The 15,169-nt window shown below is 40.2% G+C and carries 12 protein-coding genes and 1 other RNA gene; 9 read left to right on the top strand and 4 right to left on the bottom strand.

The window, feature by feature from the left end:
- Positions 1-2 precede the first annotated feature (2 nt).
- On the top strand, positions 3-1,532 hold the full coding sequence (locus ACG9ZB_RS12525) for a DHA2 family efflux MFS transporter permease subunit (RefSeq protein ID WP_419326072.1): 1,530 nt from the start codon (positions 3-5) through the stop codon (positions 1,530-1,532).
- A 92-nt stretch (positions 1,533-1,624) separates the two neighbouring features.
- On the opposite strand, the gene glpK is transcribed toward ACG9ZB_RS12525, so the two are convergent.
- The gene (gene glpK, locus ACG9ZB_RS12530) at positions 1,625-3,109 is read right to left on the bottom strand and encodes a glycerol kinase GlpK (protein ID WP_419326073.1); all 1,485 of its coding nucleotides are present in this window, start codon (positions 3,107-3,109) and stop codon (positions 1,625-1,627) included.
- A gap of 130 nt (positions 3,110-3,239) precedes the next feature.
- Here glpK and ssrA point away from each other — a divergent pair.
- The 3 genes from ssrA (at position 3,240) to ACG9ZB_RS12545 (ending at position 6,607) form a co-directional block, all read left to right on the top strand.
- Positions 3,240-3,598: a transfer-messenger RNA gene (gene ssrA / locus ACG9ZB_RS12535) on the top strand.
- A gap of 182 nt (positions 3,599-3,780) precedes the next feature.
- Positions 3,781-4,926: a tyrosine-type recombinase/integrase gene (locus tag ACG9ZB_RS12540; RefSeq protein ID WP_419326075.1), complete on the top strand. Its 1,146-nt coding sequence runs from the start codon at positions 3,781-3,783 to the stop codon at positions 4,924-4,926.
- Positions 4,927-5,263: 337 nt separating this feature from the next.
- Positions 5,264-6,607 (top strand): aspartate aminotransferase family protein, encoded by a 1,344-nt coding sequence (locus ACG9ZB_RS12545; RefSeq protein ID WP_419326077.1) that lies wholly within the window; start codon positions 5,264-5,266, stop codon positions 6,605-6,607.
- Between the two features lie 68 nt (positions 6,608-6,675).
- On the opposite strand, the gene ACG9ZB_RS12550 is transcribed toward ACG9ZB_RS12545, so the two are convergent.
- Together ACG9ZB_RS12550 and ACG9ZB_RS12555 are read right to left on the bottom strand one after the other, a co-directional pair.
- Entirely contained in the window at positions 6,676-7,710 is a 1,035-nt protein-coding gene (locus ACG9ZB_RS12550) for an AraC family transcriptional regulator (protein WP_419326078.1), read from the bottom strand.
- 99 nt (positions 7,711-7,809) lie between these two features.
- A complete protein-coding gene (locus ACG9ZB_RS12555) occupies positions 7,810-8,814 on the bottom strand; it encodes a phosphotransferase enzyme family protein (RefSeq protein ID WP_419326079.1) in 1,005 nt (334 codons plus the stop codon).
- Positions 8,815-8,995: 181 nt separating this feature from the next.
- Between ACG9ZB_RS12555 and eat the strand changes: the two genes are divergently transcribed.
- The 3 genes from eat (at position 8,996) to ACG9ZB_RS12570 (ending at position 12,944) form a co-directional block, all read left to right on the top strand.
- Positions 8,996-10,417, top strand: a complete 1,422-nt coding sequence (eat, locus tag ACG9ZB_RS12560) for an ethanolamine permease (RefSeq protein ID WP_419326080.1) — start codon at positions 8,996-8,998, stop codon at positions 10,415-10,417.
- Positions 10,418-11,087: 670 nt separating this feature from the next.
- Positions 11,088-11,387 (top strand): hypothetical protein, encoded by a 300-nt coding sequence (locus ACG9ZB_RS12565; protein ID WP_419326081.1) that lies wholly within the window; start codon positions 11,088-11,090, stop codon positions 11,385-11,387.
- Positions 11,388-11,465: 78 nt separating this feature from the next.
- Positions 11,466-12,944 carry a hypothetical protein gene (locus ACG9ZB_RS12570; RefSeq protein ID WP_419326082.1) on the top strand — a complete coding sequence of 493 codons (1,479 nt, stop codon included), beginning with the start codon at positions 11,466-11,468 and terminating at the stop codon, positions 12,942-12,944.
- Here the strand turns inward: ACG9ZB_RS12570 and ACG9ZB_RS12575 are convergent.
- Complete coding sequence (locus ACG9ZB_RS12575) at positions 12,912-13,844, bottom strand: IS5-like element IS17 family transposase (protein WP_419326083.1); 933 nt, start codon at positions 13,842-13,844, stop codon at positions 12,912-12,914. The genes ACG9ZB_RS12570 and ACG9ZB_RS12575 overlap by 33 nt on opposite strands.
- A gap of 166 nt (positions 13,845-14,010) precedes the next feature.
- On the opposite strand from ACG9ZB_RS12575, the gene ACG9ZB_RS12580 reads away from it, so the two are divergent.
- Both ACG9ZB_RS12580 and ACG9ZB_RS12585 read left to right on the top strand, forming a co-directional pair.
- A complete protein-coding gene (locus ACG9ZB_RS12580; RefSeq protein WP_419326084.1) occupies positions 14,011-14,520 on the top strand; it encodes a hypothetical protein in 510 nt (169 codons plus the stop codon).
- Between the two features lie 241 nt (positions 14,521-14,761).
- Entirely contained in the window at positions 14,762-15,088 is a 327-nt protein-coding gene (locus ACG9ZB_RS12585) for a hypothetical protein (protein WP_419326086.1), read from the top strand.
- Positions 15,089-15,169: the final 81 nt, after the last annotated feature.

A 15,169-nucleotide genomic window follows, 5' to 3' on the forward strand; every position in this document is an offset into this window, starting at 1 on the left:
GCATGAATAGCTACGTTCCCTATGGTGACTTAAAGGGTGGTCGCCTGATGCTGGCGGCTTTCGTCCTTGCTTTGGCCAACTTTATGGTCGTGCTAGACATGACCATTGCCAATGTTTCTGTGCCTCATATTACGGGAAGCCTTGCAGTATCGAGTTCGCAAGGGACATGGGTGATTACCTCTTATGCCGTGGCTGAAGCGATTTGTGTCCCTTTAACAGGCTGGCTCGCAGGTCGTTTTGGTGGCGTGAGGGTTTTTACCTTAAGTTTGATTGGCTTCACCATATTTTCGGTACTGTGTGGTTTATCGACCAGTTTGGAAATGCTAGTTTTCTGCCGAATTGGTCAAGGTTTATTTGGTGGCCCGATCATGCCGCTCAGTCAGATGTTACTGATGCGGATTTTCCCTCCAGAAAAGCAATCCCAAGCGATGGGCATGTGGGCAATGACGACAGTGGTTGGCCCGATTCTTGGTCCAATTTTAGGCGGAACCATCAGTGACAACATGTCTTGGCATTGGATTTTCTTTATTAATATTCCTGTTGGGATCGCATGTGCTTTTGCAGCGATGCGTCTGCTTAAACCTGCGGAAACCGCAACGGCCAAACTCAAAATTGATCGCGGTGGATTGATCCTCCTGATTTTATGGATTGGGGCATTACAGCTCATGCTCGATTTGGGGCATGAACGCGACTGGTTTAATAGCCCTGCGATCGTGATACTGGCTTTAACGGCTGTGATTGGCTTGGTGATTTTTACCATTTGGGAGCTGACCGAACGGCATCCAGTGGTGAATATTCAAATCTTTAGATACCGTAGCTTCACGATTTCTGTCTTGGCACTGGCCTTTGGCTTTGGCGCATTTTTCGGCAGTATTGTACTGATTCCGCAGTGGTTACAGATCAATTTGGGCTATACCGCAACTTGGGCTGGTTATTTAACCGCAACCATGGGTTTTGGTAGTTTAACTATGTCACCTATTGTGGCGAAATTAGCAACCAAATATGACCAACGTGCCCTGGCCAGTTTTGGCTTGAGTATCTTGGGCGGGGTAACCTTGATGCGCTCGTTCTGGACTACAGACGCAGACTTTTTTGCATTGGCATTGCCACAAATCTTGCAGGGCTTTGCTGTACCATTTTTCTTTATCCCATTATCAAATATGGCGCTGTCATCGGTATTGCCACATGAAATGGCATCAGCCGCAGGTTTAATGAACTTCTTAAGAACTATGGCAGGGGCGATAGGCGCCTCTATTGCTGTCACTATTTGGGACGACCATACCAAAGTTGCACGTAGCGAAATGGTCGGCAGTTTGCATACAGATCAAACCCAGTCGGTGTTGATGCAGCAGGGAATGAGCGCGGAAGGTGCATTAGGCTATATTTCTAGTTTAGTGGATAAAGAAGCATTGACCTTGTCGGCAAACTATATTTTCCTAATCCTAGCTTTGGTGTTTCTATTTGCAGCATCCATTATTTGGCTCTGTCCTAAACCTAAAATAGGGGCAGGCGGTGGCGGACATGCGCATTAGGGTAGTAAAAACCGCTTTTAGAAGCGGTTTTTACTATGTATGTTATGCCGTTTTATGATATTTTGAGATATCAAAACAATAGCGTTAAATAATCAAAGTTCTGACTTTGCGCGTTTCAAGGCAGATTGCCATTGTTGTAAGTGAAATTCACGTTGATCTGGACTCATTTTCGGTTCAAAAGCACGTTCAAGCTGCCAAGACTGTGCAATTTCATCCAAACTTGAAAATACGCCACACCTTAAACCCGCCATGGCCGCCGCGCCCCATGCGGTCGACTCCTGCATCTTAGGGCGTAGTACAGGCACATTTAAAATATCGGCTTGAAACTGCATAAGCATGTCATTTTGACTGGCACCACCATCGACACGGAGTTCTTTCAATGGCTGCTGAATGTCGGCTTGCATGGCGGCCAGTACATCCGAAACTTGAAAGGCAATGGACTCTAAAGCCGCACGAGCAATATGGGCCTTATTGGTACCGCGTGACATTCCACATAATAGGGCACGCGCTTCACTGTCCCAGTGTGGCGCACCGAGTCCAGTAAAGGCAGGAACCAACATGACGCCATCGGTATCTTGAACTGTACAAGCTAATTTTTCAACATCGCTACTTTTTTGAATAATGCCTAAATTATCCCGTAGCCACTGAACAATCGCACCTGCCATAAATACACTGCCTTCTAGGGCATAAGTGGTTTGATGTTGCGTTTTCCAACCCAGTGTCGAAAGCAGTTTGTTTTTACTGTATTGAACGGTCTCGCCTGTATTGAACAGCATAAAACAACCTGTGCCATAGGTATTTTTTGCAGTCCCAATGTCAAAACAGGACTGTCCAAACAGTGCAGACTGCTGGTCACCTAATATGCCTGTGATCGGAATATTGGCACCGAGCAATCCTGCCGCGGTATCTGCGACGTAGGTATCTGAGTTGATGATTCTTGGCAGTAATGTAGGTGGAATATTAAATAGATCTAAGAGCTCTTCATCCCACTGCTGGGTACTTAAGTTCATGAGCATGGTGCGAGAGGCATTGCTGACTTCGATGACATGTTGAGCGCCTTGGGTGAGATTCCAAATCAGCCAACTATCAATCGTGCCAAAGGCCACATGCCCCTGTTCAGCCAGTCTGCGTAGACCATTGACATGCTCAAGTAACCAGACCAATTTTCCTGCACTAAAATAAGGATCGATTCGGAGTCCAGTTTTGGATTGAATCCTATCTTTTAAGTTTTGCTGTAGGAGCTGATTGCACCATTCAAATGCGCGACGATCTTGCCAGATAATGGCTGGTGCAAGCGGCTGTCCTGTACGCTTATCCCATACGACAGTCGTTTCTCTTTGGTTAGTAAGACCAATGGCTTTAATGTCTTTGGCCAAAATACGAGCAGAGGCCAGAGCCTGCTGTACAACTGCAATTTGTGAGCTCCAAATCTCTTGGGCATCTTGTTCTACCCAGCCAGATTGGGGGGTATGTATACGTGTTTCGCGTTGCGCCGTTGCCTGAACTTGACCTTGTTCATTGAAAATAATGGCACGACTCGAAGTGGTTCCTTGGTCGAGTGCAAGTAAGTAGCTCATAAATTATTTTATTGTTGGACTTGAAAACCAAAATATTAGCGCAATTATGTAATTAAGCGCATCAATATGTGTGTTTGTTTAGAAAATAGATCGTATTTTCTAGCAACTATGCTATGATTGTCGCTACTTTGGGGGTGTTTCTGGCTTCGACGCTGGTGATGAAACTCATAGATGCATGTCGAGAGCGCATTTTCTCTCGTAAATCAAATTTGCATTTTTTAGTCGCAAACGACGAATCATACGCTCTAGCTGCCTAAGGGCAGCTTGTCCGCCTCTCTGAATACTTGTGGTTAGAGAGTCCGACTGAAGCGCACGCACACAAGTCCGTATAAAACCAATCCTCGGGGTTTTGTACTAAATTAAGAGGATCGCGATTTGTACCCTGTTCGTCGGGTCACAAAAAGTTAAAACAGTAGACGATATCTAAGCATGTAGTATTCTTGAGCGTAGTGCTGGCGGACGCGGGTTCAACTCCCGCCACCTCCACCAAAATTCTTTCCGAAGTAGTCCATCGGAATATAAAAAAGCCTTTAAACTCAATGTTTAAGGGCTTTTTTATTGTCTGTATTGTCCGATACTGTACTAAGCGATTTGACCCTATTTTTGCTTTGTGTGGGTAAAAATTGGCAAAATTTACCCAGAAATTATCACAACAAATTCTGGTTAAAGATATGTCACTTACAGATGCAGAATGTAGAAAAGCTCAACCGAAAGATAAGCAATATCGTCTATCAGATTCACATGGTTTATCGCTGATTATTACGACTAAAGGTCAGAAGTATTGGAATGTCCGCTATACCGTTCATGGGCAGCGTCAATCTGAGTCACTAGGACCATACCCAGAACTTAGTTTGAAAAAAGCTAGAGAAATGGCTTATGAACTTAAGTATAAACATTCAAAATCAGTACTTCATGAGGACATAAAGCCTTTCTTTAAAGAAGTAGCTGAAGATTGGTTTGAGAATCAGAAAGAAACGTGGTCCCCGAAGCACATTAGCAATGTCAGAGCATCCCTAGATGAATTGTATCTTTCATTAGAAAATAAGCGTATTAATCAGATTCAAGCACCTGAAATTTTACAGATCATAAAAAAGATTGAGGCAAGAGGCTCACTTGAAGTAGCCAAACGTACTTTATCTCGCTGTGGCATGGTCATGAAGTACGCTATTGCACACGGCTATCGCTACGATAATCCTGCAGGTGATTTGGTCTATGCACTAAAAAATAAGCGTGTGAAAAATTTAGCATCATTATCTGCTTCAGATATGCCTGAATTTCTAAGAAAAGTTAGAGCTTATCCAAGTGATGCTCAGACACATCATGCCATCATTTTAATTATGCTGACTGGTGTTCGAGTCAGTGAGTTACTACAAGCACGTTGGGATGAATTTGATTTGGAAGGGCGTAAGTGGGATATTCCTGAAGAACGTATGAAGAATCGTCTTCCGCATCGTGTACCATTGACGGACAGAATGATTGCAGAGCTTCATGCATTAAGACTTACTCACAATCAGGAACTGCTATTTCCACATCGTTTAAATAATAAAGAATCTATGCGTAGTGAATCGATCTTAGCTGTGATTAAGCGGTCAGGCTATGCAGGTCGAATGACAACACATGGTTTTAGATCGTTATTCAGTACGGTCCTTAATGAGTCAAACCTATTTAATTCCGATGCCATTGAACGCCAGCTTGCTCATGTTCCTCAAAACAGAATTCGCTCAGCCTATAACCGTGCACAGTACTGGGATGAGCGGGTAAGGTTGATGGAATGGTACGGGGAGCAAGTAAAAAATTGGATGAGTATTGCTAAATAGCTCAAAGTTCAGTTTGTATGTTGATAAATGCATATTACTAATATAGAGCCTGTAAATAAATTTCAGTAGTTTTATCATTTATTAGGGATGATGGAATTCAACTTTATTTTTTGTCAGGCTTCTTTAGCGAATTCATTTAAAGGCTATTTATTCACTTTTCATAGTAAAAGTGCTCAGATAGATATCCTATCGCTCGTATTGTGAAGAAATTATCTTATAAGATTTGACTTCAAAAATTACATATCGCGCTCTAAAGTCAAGTCTTTAAAATGAGCACTGTGCAATATAAAAATCATTCAAATGCACTAAAAAACAGTTTGTGAGAGAGGAATAGTAGATGAATACACGATCTACCATTATGGATACCAATAGCTTCCGTGCCGAGCATGCGAGTGCACTAGATTCTGAAACCCGAAAACTGACCGATCGACGTAGCCAAAATTTAGGTGAATCTTACCGCTTGTTTTATCGAAACCCAGTGCATCTTGTAAAAGGGCAAGGACAATACCTTTGGGATGCTGCAGGCAATCAATACTTGGATGCTTATAACAATGTCGCTAGTATAGGACATTGCCATCCTGCGGTCATCAATGCTGTCAATGAACAAATGCAAATGTTGAATACACATACTCGTTATTTACATGAGCGCATTTTAGATTATACCGACGAGCTTTTAGCGACCACACCGACTGAAATTAACAAAGCCATGTATATGTGTACGGGTTCTGAGGCGAATGATTTGGCTATTCGTATTGCCCGTGAATACAGTGGTGGTACGGGCATTATTGTGTCTCAAGAAGCCTATCATGGTACTAGTGATCTTACTTCGGGCTGTTCGCCTGCGCTTGGTACAGGACAGACCTTAGCTGCTACAACTCGTTTGGTGTCAGCACCTGATCAATATCGTTTTGAGGGTGAAGATTTAGGTGACTGGTTCGCCGCGCAAATTCAAGCACAAATTGATGATATGAATGCCAATGGCATCAAGTTTGCGGGCTTCTTAGCCGATTCCATTTTTTCCTCAGATGGGGTGATGCCAAATCCTGTTGGTTTTTTGAAAAAAGCCGTGGATGTGGTACATGCCAATGATGGTATTTTCATTGCCGATGAAGTGCAGCCTGGTTTTGCTCGTACAGGTGATTCTTTTTGGGGCTTTGGGCGTCATGGCGTAGTGCCAGACATCATTACCACAGGCAAGCCGATGGGCAATGGTATTCCAGTATCAGGTTTACTCGCGAAAGATCATGTGTTGTCTGCCTTTAGTCAAAAAATCCCTTATTTCAATACCTTTGGGGGGAATCCTGTGGCGATGGCAGCGGCGCAGGCCGTGCTGAAATCTATTCAAGAAGAAGAGTTACAAGCCCATAGTCAGCGCCTTGGTGGTCTACTTTTGACAGAATTGCGTAAGCTGATGGAAAAGTATGACTGTGTTGGTGATGTGCGTGGTGCTGGTTTATTTATTGGTTTCGAATTGGTACAAGATCGTTTCACCAAAATGCCTGATAAAGCTCTGGCATTGGATTTGATTGAAGAATTGCGTAATACGCATCGTGTGCTGACCTCTGTTGCAGGACCATATGGCAATGTCTTGAAGTTACGTCCACCATTGGTGTTCCAAGAAAAGGATATTGATTGGTTAGTTGGGGCGTTGGATCAAGCCTTAAGTAAACTGCAAAAATAAACTTAAATGTCATACATATTTAACCCCGCTCATTGAGCGGGGTTTCTTTTTTATTGATCTCTTACCTCTTAATGTCGTAATTGGCGCGGCGTACAGCCAAACCAACGCTTGAATGCACGGGAAAAGGCACTGACTTCGGAATAGCCTAATAAAAATGCTACTTCAGAAATCGGTAAATTCTTCTGTTGAATATAGAGTTTGGCCAGTTCATAACGAACTTGATCAATTAGTTGAGTAAAGGTGATGTCGTGTGATTTTAAGCGCCGTGATAAGGTACATGGACTCATATGTAAATCTAGTGCAACTTTTTCCAAATTAGGTTCACCATGAATCAAATCTTGCTGAATGTGCGCACGGACTTGATTGGTTAAACTTTGTGACTGCGATTGCGTATTCAGAATTTTTAAAGTGTCGAGCATCATGGTGAGCAGCAACGGGTCTGACTGTGGCATTGCGGTTTTAAGGTCTGATTTGGCAATCAAAATTGAATTGAATGGTTGATCAAAAAACACTGATGCATTAAACAGTTTGCTGTGTTCTTGCCAAAACTCGGGACGTGGGTGTTCAAAATGAATTTCGCGTGGTGAATAGTGTGTGCCCAAGACTTCACGAATTACATTCATAAACATGCCCACTGTAAGTTCGGCATCTTGTCGTCGCGATAAAATTGCACCATGCTGGACTTGGTAGTCGAAACGATAGGCATCATTGACTTCAACCATACGGCATAAAGTATCTTTTTGATGCAGATTAAAATGCGAGGTCATGTTCTTTAATGCATCTTCCAGTGATGTTGAACATAAACCAATATAACCAATCAGTCCTAAGGCTTTGGGATGAAATTGCTGTCCATAATGCAGTCCGAAATTATCGCAATGTGATAGTTTTGCGGATTGTTCCAAGACTTCGCAATAATTGGTGAGTTGCAAACTGAGGGTGGGGCTGAGCAATAATTCAGGATTAATACCACTGATCCCAAAAATGCGATCGACATCGGCACCTTTATGCAGAATAAAGTTACTCAGGCCTGTCGCGGCAGCTGATAAAATGCCTTGATTGCTGATGTCTTGAGCGTTGATGGAGAGAGGATTAAATTGAATCATGCATAGCCTCTTTTAATACAGAACCGATATTGTTCTAAATTAAGCAAGAGCTATGCCATTCAATGTTTTTACGGTTTGATACTGCCTACAGGTATTTTTTTATATACCTGCTGGAATCCGGTTGTTAAGATATTTTTTGCAAAGTCGCACAGTTTCATCCGACCATTGCGCTCCCAAACTTTTGGCCATGTCGGTATAGGCATGTGAACCGAACCAAGCCATCAATTGGATTCTACGTTGCATAATAAAGGTGGGAACCAACGCATACTCTTCTGCACTCACATGCCCAATTTTTTCATAACCATTCAACCATTGTTCGACCCACTTGGGTGCAGCAGTATAGTGTTCATTAAAACTAATTGCTGCAGCTAAGTCATGCATAAACCAGCCCATGCCGCAGTCGTCAAAATCAATCACACCAACCTTTTTTTCATTCAACAACAGATTGGTCAGTCTGAGATCAGCATGGATCAGCCCATAGCGATCTTTGGACTTCCCAAATTGATTTAGCTCGGAGGCAACACGGCAAATTGCCTCATCAATCACGGCATGATCTACCGATTTTAACTGTGGGGCATGACGCCAGTCACCCCAATGTCCATCGGCAAAAACCATACTTTCATGATCCCAAACAATACGTTGGAAGTCGGCGGGCATCTCCCATGTTTTACTGTGCAGGTGCAGTTGTGCTGTGATTTCACCCAACTGCTTAAAATCACATGGATCGACATTATCTGCTGTAGGCATCACACCTTTTACCCAATGAAACAGCACTGCATGCCTTGAAATATCTGGACTGAGTGCCAATGTTTGGACTTTATCTCCATGACAGTCGGCAATGGCAATCGGCACCGCGATGCCATGCGCATTTAACGCATCTAACCATGCTAGTTCACTTTTGATTTGTTGTTTTGAATGATAATTGGGACGATGAATGCGTAGTGCATATTGTTGTTGAGCGGTTTTCACAACAAAGGTGGCATTTTCAGATTGGCAGAGTAATTTGATCTCGCCTTGATAGCATGCTGGATAGGTTTGCATGGCTTTTTTTGCCAATTCGTAGAGTTGTTGAATGCTTAAATATTCATTTTGTTGGACGCTCATGTTGTACTCCTTTTCATGCTGATCTTGGGTGCGGAGTCCCAGACTTTGAGCTGATCTTATAAAAGAAAAAAAAGAGCAACTTGACTTCAAGCGACTATGCTCATGATTTATTGTCAAGTTTAAAGCCGATATTTCACCGATATTAAAGTGGTCGAATTTGGTGAAAAGGTGATCGAGCATCATGAAAAATGAAATGATAATGACGGAGAGTGTCGCAGATAACACCGAATATTTTGCCCAACGCCAACTGAAAAAGGGTGCCGTCGGTTGGTTACTGTTGGTGGGGTTAGGGGTGTCTTATGTGATTTCGGGTGACTTCGCAGGTTGGAATTTTGGTATTGCGCAAGGTGGTTGGGGCGGATTATTTGTTGCTACGATTGTAGTGGCATTTATGTATCTATGCATGAGCTTGTCGATGTCAGAAATGTCGACCATGCTGCCAACAGCAGGCGGGGGCTATAGTTTTGCGCGAGTGGCGTTTGGGCAATTTGGTGGTTATCTTACAGGGACTGCAATTCTGATTGAATATGCAGTCGCACCTGCCGCAATTGCAGTTTTTATTGGCAATTATTGTGAAGCTTTATTTGGCATAGGTGGCTGGCCGATTTATCTGTTTTGCTATGTGTTTTTCATGGCAATTCATTTAAAAGGTGCAGGTGAGGCTCTGAAAATAATGTTTGGCATTACCGCAATTGCTTGTGTGGCGCTGTTGGTGTTTATAGTGACAATGGTTCCACACTTTAATGCTGCCAATTTATTTAATATTGCAGTAATGCCAAATACTGCGGGGGCGAGTTCATTTTTGCCTCTCGGTTACATGGGCATTTGGGCTGCTGTCCCGTTTGCAATCTGGTTTTTCCTTGCAGTTGAAGGCGTGCCTTTGGCTGCTGAAGAAGCCAAAGATCCAGTCAAATCTTTACCACGTGGTTTAATTGGTTCAATGTTGATTCTGGCTGCATTTGCCCTGCTGATTTTGTTTTTAAGTGCTGGTGCGATGGGTGCAGAGCAAGTGAAAAACTCAGGAGCACCATTGGTTGATGCATTAATTGCAGTCTATGGACAGCATTCATGGATTGCCAGTTTTGTGAATTTTGTGGGATTAGCAGGTTTAGTAGCAAGCTTCTTCTCGATTATTTATGCTTATTCGCGTCAAGTGTTTGCCCTATCGCGTGCGGGTTATTTACCGAAAATATTATCGCTCACCAATAATAAACAAGCGCCGAAATGGGCGATTGTGATTCCTGGGGTAATTGGCTTTGTATTGTCATTAACGGGTGAAGGAGATTTGCTGATTTTGATTGCGGTGTTTGGTGCCACCATTTCTTATGTGTTGATGATGATGTCGCATATTAAATTGCGTTTTTCCCGTCCAGATTTAGCACGACCATATAAAACACCCGGCGGCATCGTCACTTCAAGTATTGCATTGGTTTTGGCCTGTGCTGCAGTGGTGGCTGGTTTAATGGTTAATCCAAAAGTATGGTGTTTGGCAGCGCTAATTTATGGTTTATTCATTCTGTATTATCTGCTGTATAGCAGACATCATCTGGTGGAAGGCACGCCTGAACAAGAGTTTGCATCTATTGAAATCAGAGATGAATAGTTGAGTGAAATTTACCTAATTTTTAAGAATATCAAGCCCATTTTAATGGGCTTGATATTCTTAAATGCTAATTAAATTATTTATGGATTTATTCAACGACATTAGCTGTCACGTATGAAAAACCATCTTCCGCATCGTATATCGTTGACGAGCATGATGATTGAAGTACTGCAGGTTTAGGGCTTACCCATCGACTACAGAACCGAATCCGGTCGGCATATAACCGAGCACAGTATTGGGACGAACGGGTAAAAATTATGCAGTGGTATGGGGAGCAGGTTATGAAATGATTGAACGTCTAATTTATTGAAACGCTATGTTATTGGGCATAGTGTATGTATTAAAATTATTATTAAGATAAACTTAATTGTGCCTTACTTATATTTGATATCTGAAACTGCTGATCTAAGTTCGATTCTTATTTCTTCAAACTTCTTAATCTAATTTATTTTTTCCATTATTCGTAAAATTATATTTTTCAGAAAAAGAATAAGTCATGGATAAATTTCACCCTCACCAAATAGTAATAATAATCATTTTCATCTGAATTCTAAAAAGTTATGTGTATTTTGATTATGAATTAATAGTTTATATAAATGTGATTAATAGTGTAAATATGGAATTAATTTGTCTGCTATAATGCTTACTTTAACTGATATTTAATTGAAAAATGAAAAGAATAGAAATTAAAAAAAATGACATTTTTAAAATTTTAGACCAGCGTGTTCAGCGATCCGTTAGAACGCGAAAATCTGAAAATTTTGAAAGCGATTTATTTTTTAATGAATCAATACATACTCTGAAAAACATCGAATTTTTCGTGGATGATGCTTTGGATAGGGTGAATACCAGCCTAAATAATTATGAAAATGCGATCATAAATAATGACCAAAAGCGGGTTGATAAAGTACATGCAACTTTCAGTGCATTGCGTTTTCATCGTAATATGATGAAATTATCAAACGTATAATTTAGTGATAATTTCAATATTTTTAAAAAAATCTACATAAATCCAGAGCGAATAATAAAATTATCGCAACGACTTCGGATGGAAGAAGTCACTGATCTGAAAGAGTTGCACTTACTTAACCAGCCATTTTTTCAAATTGATGATATTAATATTGAAATCGATAAAAATTGGAATGTAGACAGTTTTCCTAAAGAAAAGTGCTTTGATGGTATATCTAAAATTCAAGAGCAAGACGAGTGTGATTACATCTCTAGAGGGGAAAAAAGAATAGAAAGACGGGATCATTTAGACAGATTGTATGTATCTTTTGATCAATTGTTTGAACAACTGGGAAGTTTATATGTTCTTTGTGTTGATATCCGATTTATCAATCATTATCAAAACCACTATGCCAATAACTTCGATAATTTTTTCAATCTCATTTACCAAAAATACGAATTGGTAGGTAATATTTTACAAAACTTACCCAACTTTGTTCGTGCAAACATAAAATTTGAGCATGATTTTCATTTAGGTGTGAATTTGCATTGTATTCTTATTCTTAAGCATTCTCCGAAATTTGATGAAAAGAATTTAGTTGAACATTTGCAATATTTGTTTGATTTAAACTTTAGGAATCAATTTTATATAAAGATACGAAATTGGAATGAAGTTGTCCGTAAAAACTTTTCAAATAAAGCAGTTGGCCATATAGGTAAAGCAAATCGCGGAAAGATCGAGCAATTCAAGTATTGGATTTTAAGTTATTTTTCTTTAGTTGATGACTATATTAAGTTGGAATGTATCAATGAGCTGAATGAACAACCTTACGAAATCAATTTTACTTGCTTCGCGTTGACTCCTGCTATACCTCAAGTTATGGATGTTGTTATAGTTAATCCTAAGCCAGTGCTCAAATTGCAACAATTAGTTACTCAAACAGATGAAAAGAAAATTTGGTCGACTCGCCAATTGTCAAAGAAAATGAAAATATACATAGATCTGGCCGAGTTGTATTACAGTGAACGATTCGCTGATAATCAATGTTTAAAACAATATTTACTTGATTTTGAAATTATGGCTGTAATGTTGCAGCAAAATATTGAGCAACCCTTTTTAATCCCTATACGGCCATCAGATCAGCCATTAACTGACAAAGAGCTTCGGAAATGTTTGAGTCTGACTGGTAAGCGGCTATTGTCGCTGTTGAAGCGAAGTAGCTTACTGAACCAATTGTCGCTGGACGATAAAAAACGAAATGTCGGTTTGAATGCACTATCAATGTTTGAAAATTTAAACTTTTCCACAAGTACACTAATCCTTGAGGAATCAATAAATTTTCATAGTGCCAAATATGTTAATGAATTTGCATCCTTTTGGTATGAACTCCAGCATAAGTCAATGAATAGTATTTTTTTAACATCTGAAAATAATGCTGATTTTAAAATGTATCTTGAGAGTAATTCTGACACATTAAGTTTATATCTTGATCAGGCTTTGTTGCACAAAGATTTGAAATGCAAAGCGCCCCTAATTGAGCCAAATTTAAGGCGTAACTTGGGTAAGTGGTCGACCTAATTCCGTAAATCTGTTAAGGACTGCTACACGTGCATGGATCTCATTCACTTGGCTATCAAAACTCCTTGCACTGAGTTTATCTCCTAATAATTTGATGCAATGCATCTTAGTTTCAACCAAACTTCGCCGATGATAGCCTGACCATTTTTTCCATAGTGTCCTGCCTAAACGTTTAATTGTTCGAAGTAATTCATTTCGCTCTAGCGAGCTACTCTTTGTATCTTTCCATGATTTCGCATTTTTTCTAGGTGGAATCACCGCATGCGCTTGCCGATCTGCAATGACCTGACGGCATTGCTTGGTGTCATAAGCTCCATCGGTATAAACAGAGTCAATCTGCTCATCTTGTGGAATCTGATTAAGTAAATCACCAAGCACCTGTGAATCACTGACATTATTGGTTGTGAGCTGAATAGCGCGTATTTGTAGGGTTTTGGCATCTATACCAATATGTAGTTTACGCCATTGGCGACGATATTCAGCTCCATGTTTCTTGCGTTTCCATTCGCCCTCACCTAGAAACTTCATGCCTGTAGAGTCTACGAGTAGATGCAGCCCATCGCTACTTTTTTGGTAGCTGATTGCAATATCAATATGCTTTTGTCTTCTACAAAGCGTACTGTAATCTGGTGCGGTCCAATTTAATCCGCAAAGTTTAATCAGACTTTGCACAAAGCCAGTGACTATACGTAAAGATAGACGGAATAAGGATTTAATCATTAAGCAGCATTGGATGGCTGCGTCGGAGTAGGTTTGATTTCGCCCTTGTTTACCTTTTGATGGCGCATACCATTGCGTAGCAGGATCAAACCAAATGGCAATATTTCCGCGACTCATGAGTGCTCGGTTATATGCGGGCCAATTGGTTGTGCGGTAGATTTTGTGTGTAGGCTTCTTCATTTGAAAATTATATCGCTGAAAAAGCCTTTACAGATAGGTTTGTGCAACAAAGCCTCTTGATCATAAGCGAAAGGTCTGTGATAAACGTTTAGCGAGTTCACAACGATATGTTAAGCTGCTATTAACAGAAGATGTTTATCTGCTGCATGTCAAGTTAAGTTGTGAATTGAGCAGCGGTGTATTGAGCCAAGACAATTTATCAAAAGCATTTACCAGTTTTTTAAGAACGGGAAAGCGTGCCAAACCGCTCAAATGGTTGTTAGGTTACTTAGGTTTGTGGCAATCAGATGCTCATAATAATCCTTACGTGGATATATACATGTTTCTTGAAAAAGGCTGTGAGAAACAGGTGAGTCATATTGAACAATTGCTATCAGAATATTGGAATCATTTTATTATAGAAAAATGCACGACTTTTTTGGGTGTGCCGCATACATGTATCCGACATACATCAATTGAGTTGTTGCCCATTTATCGTTCCAAATCTGAATATACTGAAAGTTTTTTATTGATTCGGGCTAAAGAAAAAAATGCTCATCACTTCATTTTGGAAACTCTCATCAAATTTATTGTCTATCGTGATTTATTTCAGCTCGATAGCCAAAAAGATGTGCCAAAGGTACTGATCAAAGGTTCTAAGACAACAAATGATAATAGTAGTAACCCAAAAAATTAACTTTAGCTTCTCTTTGCTCGGTTAATTCATGTGTTCTATGCTCAGTAGGTCTAACCAATTTGTTGTTAAGCCGTAGATTGGCCTTAGTAGGTTATTAAAATTATTAAATATATTGTTAATTATATATTTATCAATATCTTGCTTAATTTTTGAATGATTCTTTACTCATATATATGGGTAAACAATTAAAAGATTACAGACATGGCTGTGATATGAATCCTAACATGATGAGTATCACGACATGAATTTGACTACAGTGATCTGGAATGAATCTAATCTTTGCATTGCAATTGAAGATTTTGTTTATGATGTCTGTTTCGAACAGGTGGGTGAACAACAATTCAAACATTCACTCAGTACATTATATGAAGCCTTTCAACACTTCTATTCAGCACAGCTTCACTACGCTGAATCCATTCAATATTTTATTCAGTGTAAGTATTGGATTGATCATTTTCTAAATGGTCAATCAGCATCATACATTTTAAATTTTAATACTCAGCAAGTTCAAATCCTATGCTGTGTACTCTATCAATATCGAAATGATTATTGGGTAATCCTCCCATAAATAACCGAAGTTAAAAGTAGAGGTTAAGCAGCCATTAGAGGTGGCCTTCCTTTGTTTGCTTGGTGTGGTCTTTCATAGTTG

Source organism: Acinetobacter johnsonii, from assembly GCF_048551975.1.
GTDB lineage: Bacteria > Pseudomonadota > Gammaproteobacteria > Pseudomonadales > Moraxellaceae > Acinetobacter > Acinetobacter johnsonii_A.

Excerpts from the sequence above, each read along its gene's own strand:
- ACG9ZB_RS12525 (WP_419326072.1), top strand. The coding sequence starts at position 3 with ATGAATAGCTACGTTCCCTATGGTGACTTAAAGGGTGGTCGCCTGATG.
- glpK (WP_419326073.1), bottom strand. The coding sequence starts at position 3,109 with ATGAGCTACTTACTTGCACTCGACCAAGGAACCACTTCGAGTCGTGCC.
- ACG9ZB_RS12540 (WP_419326075.1), top strand. The coding sequence starts at position 3,781 with ATGTCACTTACAGATGCAGAATGTAGAAAAGCTCAACCGAAAGATAAG.
- ACG9ZB_RS12545 (WP_419326077.1), top strand. The coding sequence starts at position 5,264 with ATGAATACACGATCTACCATTATGGATACCAATAGCTTCCGTGCCGAG.
- ACG9ZB_RS12550 (WP_419326078.1), bottom strand. The coding sequence starts at position 7,710 with ATGATTCAATTTAATCCTCTCTCCATCAACGCTCAAGACATCAGCAAT.
- ACG9ZB_RS12555 (WP_419326079.1), bottom strand. The coding sequence starts at position 8,814 with ATGAGCGTCCAACAAAATGAATATTTAAGCATTCAACAACTCTACGAA.
- eat (WP_419326080.1), top strand. The coding sequence starts at position 8,996 with ATGAAAAATGAAATGATAATGACGGAGAGTGTCGCAGATAACACCGAA.
- ACG9ZB_RS12565 (WP_419326081.1), top strand. The coding sequence starts at position 11,088 with ATGAAAAGAATAGAAATTAAAAAAAATGACATTTTTAAAATTTTAGAC.
- ACG9ZB_RS12570 (WP_419326082.1), top strand. The coding sequence starts at position 11,466 with ATGGAAGAAGTCACTGATCTGAAAGAGTTGCACTTACTTAACCAGCCA.
- ACG9ZB_RS12575 (WP_419326083.1), bottom strand. The coding sequence starts at position 13,844 with ATGAAGAAGCCTACACACAAAATCTACCGCACAACCAATTGGCCCGCA.
- ACG9ZB_RS12585 (WP_419326086.1), top strand. The coding sequence starts at position 14,762 with ATGAATTTGACTACAGTGATCTGGAATGAATCTAATCTTTGCATTGCA.